The sequence below is a fragment of the Micromonospora sp. NPDC050686 genome (genome assembly GCF_040654475.1).
Taxonomy (GTDB): domain Bacteria; phylum Actinomycetota; class Actinomycetes; order Mycobacteriales; family Micromonosporaceae; genus Micromonospora.
Map to the genome: position 1 here is coordinate 118,476 of NZ_JBFAID010000011.1, position 7,341 is coordinate 125,816.

At 68.9% G+C, this 7,341-nt stretch carries 6 protein-coding genes; 4 read left to right on the forward strand and 2 right to left on the reverse strand.

The window, feature by feature from the left end:
* Nucleotides 1-317 precede the first annotated feature (317 nt).
* Nucleotides 318-986: a response regulator transcription factor gene (locus AB0H57_RS11315; RefSeq protein ID WP_357505115.1), complete on the reverse strand. Its 669-nt coding sequence runs from the start codon at nucleotides 984-986 to the stop codon at nucleotides 318-320.
* Complete coding sequence (locus tag AB0H57_RS11320) at nucleotides 974-2,215, reverse strand: histidine kinase (protein WP_357505117.1); 1,242 nt, start codon at nucleotides 2,213-2,215, stop codon at nucleotides 974-976. Before AB0H57_RS11320 ends, AB0H57_RS11315 begins: the two co-directional genes overlap by 13 nt.
* Nucleotides 2,216-2,431: 216 nt before the next feature.
* Here AB0H57_RS11320 and AB0H57_RS11325 point away from each other — a divergent pair, with 216 nt between their 5' ends.
* From AB0H57_RS11325 to AB0H57_RS11340, 4 genes are all read left to right on the forward strand, one after another.
* Nucleotides 2,432-3,160 (forward strand): ABC transporter ATP-binding protein, encoded by a 729-nt coding sequence (locus AB0H57_RS11325; RefSeq protein ID WP_357505119.1) that lies wholly within the window; start codon nucleotides 2,432-2,434, stop codon nucleotides 3,158-3,160.
* Nucleotides 3,157-4,527 carry an FtsX-like permease family protein gene (locus tag AB0H57_RS11330; RefSeq protein WP_357505122.1) on the forward strand — a complete coding sequence of 457 codons (1,371 nt, stop codon included), beginning with the start codon at nucleotides 3,157-3,159 and terminating at the stop codon, nucleotides 4,525-4,527. The genes AB0H57_RS11325 and AB0H57_RS11330 overlap by 4 nt, the downstream gene beginning before the upstream one ends.
* A gap of 171 nt (nucleotides 4,528-4,698) precedes the next feature.
* Complete coding sequence (locus AB0H57_RS11335) at nucleotides 4,699-6,240, forward strand: carotenoid oxygenase family protein (protein WP_357505124.1); 1,542 nt, start codon at nucleotides 4,699-4,701, stop codon at nucleotides 6,238-6,240.
* A 316-nt stretch (nucleotides 6,241-6,556) separates the two neighbouring features.
* Nucleotides 6,557-7,051, forward strand: coding sequence for a hypothetical protein (locus AB0H57_RS11340; protein WP_357505126.1), 495 nt, complete (start codon nucleotides 6,557-6,559; stop codon nucleotides 7,049-7,051).
* Nucleotides 7,052-7,341 lie beyond the last annotated feature (290 nt).

Genomic DNA, 7,341 nt, shown 5'->3' on the forward strand with positions numbered 1-7,341 from the left:
GATCAACCGCGGGCTCACCGCTCGTGTGTCCCAGATCGACATCGGTTACCGCGACGGGCCCCTGGCAGACGACGAACTGTCCGGCGGCCGCGTCCGACCCGGCGATCGGGCCCCCGATGCCCACCTCGTCGATGCCGCAACCTGGACAGGCGGACCTCAACGACCGTCGAGCGGGGGTCAGACCACCAGCGATGGTGGCACCGCGCGGCGAAGCGGTAACCCGCCCTTACGCCGCGCGGTCCACGCGCAGCGTGGAGGGAACCTCTGCTCCCTAGGACGGAGAGGATGTCCAGTTCCTTCAGCCCGCCTCCCGAACCCTAGAGACCTGCTGCTTGGACGATCAGGGCGAGTTGGACTCGGTTATTGGATGCGGTCTTGCCGAGGATGGTGCTGATGTAGCCCTTCACGGTCGGGACGGTGAGGGTGAGGTCGGCCGCGATCTCGACGTTCGACTTGCCGTCGGCGATGGCCATGGCGACCTGGATCTCGCGGGCGCTGAGGTGTTGGAGGCGTTCTCGTGCGGCCAGTCGGTCGGTGTCGTGGCTGGTGCTGTTGGCGACCATGGTGATGAGCCGTCGGGCGATCTCCGGCGACAGCATGCTGTCGCCTTGGCGTGCCGACTGTATGGCGCGGACTATGTCCTCCGGTGGAGCGTGTTTGAGGAGGAAGCCGACGGCTCCGGCCCGGAGCGCTCTGACCACCAGTTCGTGCTCGTCGAACGTAGTCAGGACGATCACCGCAGGGCCCTCTCCACGGTCTCGTAGTCGCTGCGTCGCGGTGATCCCGTCGACCTTCTTCATCCGCAGGTCCATCAGGACGACCTCGGGGTGGTGCGCGTCGACGACGGCCGGCACGTCGCCGCCGTCCGATGCCTCCGCGACCACGCGGATTCCGTGGACTCCGTCGAGCATGGCTCGTAGACCCATCCGTACCAGCGCGTCGTCGTCGACGAGGACGACGCGGATCGTCTCCGTCAGGTCCCCCACGGCAGCCTCGCGGTGACGACGAACTGGTGTGCGACCTTTCCGGAGCTGAAGGTGCCGCCCAGGAGCGAGACCCGCTCGTTGAGCCCACTCAGCCCGGTCCCGGTGCCGGGGATGACCGGCACCGGGGCTGGTCCTGGGTCGAGGAACGTGCTGACCGTCACGGCGAGTTCCCCCGCTTCGTGGGATCGGACCACGATCCGAACCGGCGATCTGGGTGCGTGTTTGCGGGCATTGGTCAGGCCCTCCTGGACGATCCGGTACGCGGTCGCCCCGGCGGCGGCGTTCCTCGACGTGCCGGTCGCGTTGTCGATGTGCCGGTCCACGGTCACCTCGGTGCCGCTGCGCCGGGACTCGTCGACGAGGACGGACAGGTCGTCCAGCCCGACGCGGGGTTCGAGCAGGCTTCCGTCGCTGGTCGGGCCGTCACGGAGGATTCCGATCACGTCCTGGAGGTCACCCAGCGCATCGTGGCTGGTCTGCCTGATGATGGCGGCCATGCTGCGGATCTGGTCCGCCGGCAGGTCGGAGCGGAACTGGAGCGCACCGGCGTGGACGCTCAGCAGGGACAGCCGGTGCGCGAGCGCGTCATGCATCTCCCGGGCTATCCGGCGACGTTCCTGGTCGCGGACGGTGGCCGCGAGAAGTTCCTGGCCAACCTCGAGATCGTGCGCACGGTCCAGGACCGCCCGAAGGTAGTTGCGCTGGGCACGGATCATCAGGCCCCAGCCGACCACGCCCAGGTTCATCAGGCTGCCCATGAGGATCTGGGTGCCGTAGCTGAAACCAGCCGGCTCGGGATACACCAACGGGAAGCAGAACGTCGCGACCAGCTCCGCGGCGGTCAGCGCGGCGATCGCCGGAGTACGAACACGGATCGCCGCGGTGAACAGGGCGACCAGGGAGGCACCCGCGCCGGACGCGGAGACGGCGGACGCGGCGACGGCGAACGCCGCGACCGTGGTCGGGAATCGTCTACGGACGGCCAGCGATCCGCACGCGGCCGTACCGAGCCCAACATCGAGGATCAGAGCGGCGCGGCTGTGCATGTCGATGGTCGGAATCAAGATGAACAGGCCGAACCCGACCGCGACGACGACGAGAACGATGTCGACCAGGGTCTGCCGGCCCACTATCCCGATACGCCCCCCGGGACCCTGGGCGGAGGAGTAGGTGAGCGCATGCCAACGGCGGCGCGGCGGCGTCGGGTGCGCGGTTACGGGATCTGTCATGTCAATGCACCCTAACCGGGTGGGAGGGCTCCTCCTTACCGCCTTTGGTCGGGTGGGTGTCCCCTTCTCCGGTCGGGCAGGTTCGCCCTGCCTGGGGTGGTGTTGCGGTCGGCCCCGCACGCCGAGGCTTGGGTGAACGCCGCGCAGACCGATCGGATGGACATCTTGACCAGTTCGGATCTCACCCGTCACGCCACGCAGGATCCCTTGCGGGTCGTGGGACTTACCAAGACCTACGGGCCCCCGAGCAACAGGGTCACCGCTCTCGCCGGGGTGACGACCTCGTTCGCCGCCGGAACGTTCACCGCGATCATGGGCCCCTCGGGCTCGGGCAAGACCACGCTCCTGCAATGCGCCTCCGGACTCGACCGGCCCACCGGCGGAACGGTCCACGTCGACGGGCGCGAGTTCGTGCAGGGCGGCGAGGCCGCGGCCACCCGCTTCCGGCGTACCCGGATCGGGTTCGTCTTCCAGCAGTACAACCTCCTGCCGACCCTCACCGCGTTGCAGAACGTCACCCTGCCGATGAGGCTCGCCGGACGGAAGGTCAACCGCAGGCAGTGCATGGACCTGCTCGACCAGGTCGGACTCGCTGGCTTCGCCGACCGCCGGCCCACCGAACTCTCCGGCGGCCAGCAGCAACGCGTCGCGATCGCCCGGGCGCTGGCGTCCAGGCCGTCGATCGTGTTCGCCGACGAGCCCACCGGCGCGCTCGACGGCACCAGCGCGGCCGAGGTGCTGTCCCTGCTCCGGCGCGCCGTCGACGCATACGGCCAGACGATGGTGATGGTGACCCACGACCCCATCGCCGCCGCTGTCGCCGACTCGGTCGTCTTCCTCGCCGATGGGCGGATTGTCGGCACGATGAGGGATCCCAGCGCGGCTGCGGTGTCCGAGCAGATGCTGCGGCTCGATCTCGCTCGCCGAAATGACGGACCGCGATGACGCTGCTCGGACTCGCCTTCAACTCGTTGCGGTTCCGCCGGGGCAGCTTCACCGCGACGTTCGTCAACGTATTCCTCGGCGCGGTCGTCCTGATGTCCTTCGCCTCGCTGTTCGACACCGCCAGCGGGGTCGGCGTGTCCCCGGCCGACGCGTCGTCGCTGACGACGATCGCCGGCGCCGTCGGCGGATGGGGCCTCGTCATCGTGGGCTTCGGAGTCGCCTCGACGATGAACCTGTCGGTCCGGCAACGCCAAGCCGAACTCGCGCTGCTCAAGGCAACCGGCGCCACCCCGTCGCAGATCGGGCGCATGATCATCGGGGAGGGTGTGACCGTCTCGATCCTGGCCGCCGGCCTGGGTATCGTCCCCGCCTGGCTGATCGGACGGGCGGTGCTCGGTGCGCTGACCTCCACCGACCAGATCGCCGACGACGTCGCCTACCGCTTCGGGCCGCTCGCCTTGATCGCGGGACTGTCGATGACCCTGCTCGCCACCGTCGGCGCGACCGCGATCACCGCCCGCCAGGCGGGGCAGGTCAGCGTCCGGGAAACGTTGAGCCAGGCCGCCACCAACGATCGATCGATCGGCAGGGGCCGGATCATCGCCGGCAGTCTGCTGCTCGTCGTCGGCATCGCCTGCTCCCTGACGACCGCCACGGTACTCAAGGACGAAGGCTTCACCACGTTGAGCATCGCCGGCCAGGCATGCATCGCCTCCGCGATCGGCCTGGCGCTCCTGTCGCCCCTGGCACTGCGCGGGCTGATCCGGCCCGTCGACCTCGCAACCCGGTCGTTCACCGGAGCCGCCGGATACCTGGCGACCACGACCATCCGCGAACACACCAGACAGACCACGACCATCACCATGCCGGTGATCATCCTGACCGGCCTGGCCACCGGAACCATCTACATCCAGAAGATCCAGAACGCGGCCAACGCCGCTGACGGCATCACCGTCAGCGCCGACGACAAGGGGGTCCAGACTCTCAACTTCATCATCGTGGGCATGATCGCGCTGTTCGCCGCCGCAGTGTTGATCAACAACTGCGTCGCGAGCATGCTGGCGCGACGGCAGGAGTTCGGCGTGGCCCGCAAACTCGGCGCGACCCCGGGACAGATCCTGCGCGCCGTAACGTTCGAGACGATCTTCGCCGCCGCGTCCGGGCTCGCGCTGGGCAGCATCTCCGCCGCGATCGGCATCGCGGGTTTCCGCTACGGGCGCGCCGGTTCGAGTCCCGCCATCGACGCCGTCCCGTTCCTCGCGATCATCATCACCGTCGTCATCCTGACGATCACCGCAAGCCTGTCGGCCGCGCACAGGTCCCTGGCCGTCCCCATGATCCAGGCGGCAGGGACGGCACGCGTCTGACCGCCGACCCGATCGCCAGCGGACGTGGCCGAGGTGGCGAACCGCTGATTGCCCGCCCCGGCTGGCCAAGCCCCAGCCAGGGTCCGGCAGGACAGGCCCGCGACGACGGGCCGGCGATCGGCATTCACCGCTTCGATGTCGACCCACACAACCAGGACAGGGAGTCCGGAGATGACCAGTTACAGCCGACGGCACGTGCTGCGTTCAGTGGCGGCGGTCGCGGGAGGTGTCGCCGCCGCCGGGTACGGCGGACTGCCGCTGGCCGGAGGAACCGGCGAGATGGCTCTGGCCGCCACCTCGGGCGGCCGGCGCGGCACGTACCCGTTCCTCGAGGGCGCGTTCGCCCCGGTCCGGAAGGAGGTGACCGCGTTCGACCTGCCCGTCACCGGCCGAGTTCCCCAGGAGTTGAACGGGCGCTATCTGCGGATCGGCCCCAACGTGCTCGGGTTGGAGGATCCGCGTGCACATTCCTGGATGCGCGGTGAGGGAATGGTGCACGGCGTACGGCTCCGGGACGGGCGCGCCGAGTGGTACCGCAACCGTTGGGTCCGGTCGGCCGCGGTGGCCGAGAAGCTAGGCGAGCCATACCCCGGGCCGGTGCCGGACGCGGACTACGCCTGCAACACCCACGTGATCGCGCACAACGGCCGGATCCTGACGCTCCTGGAGAGCGGGCCGCTGCCGTACGAGATCGACGGCGACCTGAACACCGTCGGCCCGTACGACTTCGGCGGGACATTGGACGGTGCCTTCACCGCGCACACCAAGCTCGACGCCGAGGCCGGCGAACTGCACGCCGTCAGCTACAGCCCGATGTGGGACCACGTCCGCCATCTCGTCGTGGACCAGACGGGCCGGGTCACCCGGACCACCCGGGTCCCGTTGGCCGGCGCCCCGATGATGCACGACTTCGCACTCACCAAGCGGTACGTCGTGCTCGTCGACGTCCCGGTCACCTTCGACCCGGAGGCGGCAGCGGCGGGACATCCAGTGCCGTACATCTGGAACGACCAGCACCCCGCCCGGGTCGGAGTGCTACCCCGAGCGGGCGGCGCGGCCCGCTGGTTCGAGGTGCCACGAATCGTGTACTCGCACACCCTCAACGCCTACGACGACGGGGCGTCGGTGGTGGTCGACCTCACCACCTTCCCGGCACCGTTCTACCCGGCCGGTCGGGGCACCGGCGGTCCAGGGTCCGCCGGCACCCCCTCACTGGACCGCTGGACGATCGACCTGGCCCGCGACCGGGTCCGCACGAGCAGGCTGGACGACCGCCCGCAGGAGTACCCCCGGGTGAACGAGGCGCTGGTGTCCCGGCGACACCGGTACGGCTACTCGGCGGCGGCGGCCGAGATGTTCCAGGCGTATCAAACCGTCGACGGCGTCCCACCGGACCGGACGTTCACCAACGCACTGATCAAGCACGACCTGATCCGCGGCACGTCGGAGGTACACCGCTTCCCCCTGCACGCCGCAGCCAGCGAGGCCGTCTTCGTCCCGGCCACGGACCCCGGCCACCACCCGGCGGCGTCCGACCGCCCGGCGGCCGAGGACGACGGTTACGCCATCGCCTACGTGCACAACCCGGACCGCAACGCCTCCGACCTGGTGATCCTGGCCGCGCAGGACTTCACCGGCAAGCCGGTCGCTCGAGTCCACCTGCCGGCACGGGTGCCGCTCGGCTTCCACGGCAGTTGGGTACCCGACGCGTGACGGTGTACGGCCGACGCCGACCGCCTCGTGTCGCACTCTCCCCTACCGCACCATCCCAACAACGATGCTGAAGTGAACCGTCGCTTTCCGCGCGGAGTGGGGAGACCGCCATGACGGCGGCGTCCTCACTCCCGGTGTTGCGTGCCGCGCGGATCGTTCGCGCGGCACCCTGACAATCACAAGACGCTGGCGACCCGGCCGCCTGTAATGAATGCACCTGTTAGACGTGGGCCATCGCTCGTGGCTGTCACAAAACGGTGTGGAGTCCGTCTAGTGCGTGTGGCAGGACCCAGGGTTGAACAGGCAGGAGCCGGACATGGGCCAGCACGGCGCAGGAACGACGGACACCGCCGAGCCGCTCGATCCTCCCTACGGCGTGGGTCCCGTGGATTCGGCGACCGAAGTGTTCGTCGCCCATCGCAACCTGCTGTTCACCGTCACCTACGAGATGCTCTGCTCGGCCGCCGGCGCCGAGGACGACCTGCTGGAGACCGGGCTGCGATGGGTTGGTATCGGACGTCGTCGCCGTCAGCGACGGCGGCGATATCAAGCATGCCCTGCTTCGGCCCATCGGGTCAGGGCGGGCAGGGTGGCCCGCTTGCTGGCCGCCGACCGGTGGAAGCGCGACGCCGAACGATCGGTCGAGGTAGTGCAGATCAAGGCTGGCCCAGGTCTGCCCGTCCGCGTCAACGGGGAGATCGACGGCGTGGTGGCGGTGCGGGTCGAGAACGGCTACATCACCGGTGACGACCACGTGCGCAATCCGGAGGAGCTGTCGCGTGTGGAACTGATGACCGCCATAAGCCGCTGAGTCCGCAACGACGTATAGCTGGCGGCTCCGGCCTGGAGTCGCGGACGCGACGACCCGCCAGCCATGCGGCACGAAATACACGAGGAAGAGGAGGCGAGCAAACTGCGCCAGCCCGGGTCCACTCGCGACCGACCCCATCAACCGCAGTCGAGGACCATGACCGAGCTTCGTCGTTTCCGACGTCAGACAATCTTCCCTAGACGATCTATTCCAAGGGGTACGGGGCAGCGAATAGAAGCGAGGGTGTCCATGATCGACGTTGCGAAGCAACGATGACCATGGAGGCCACG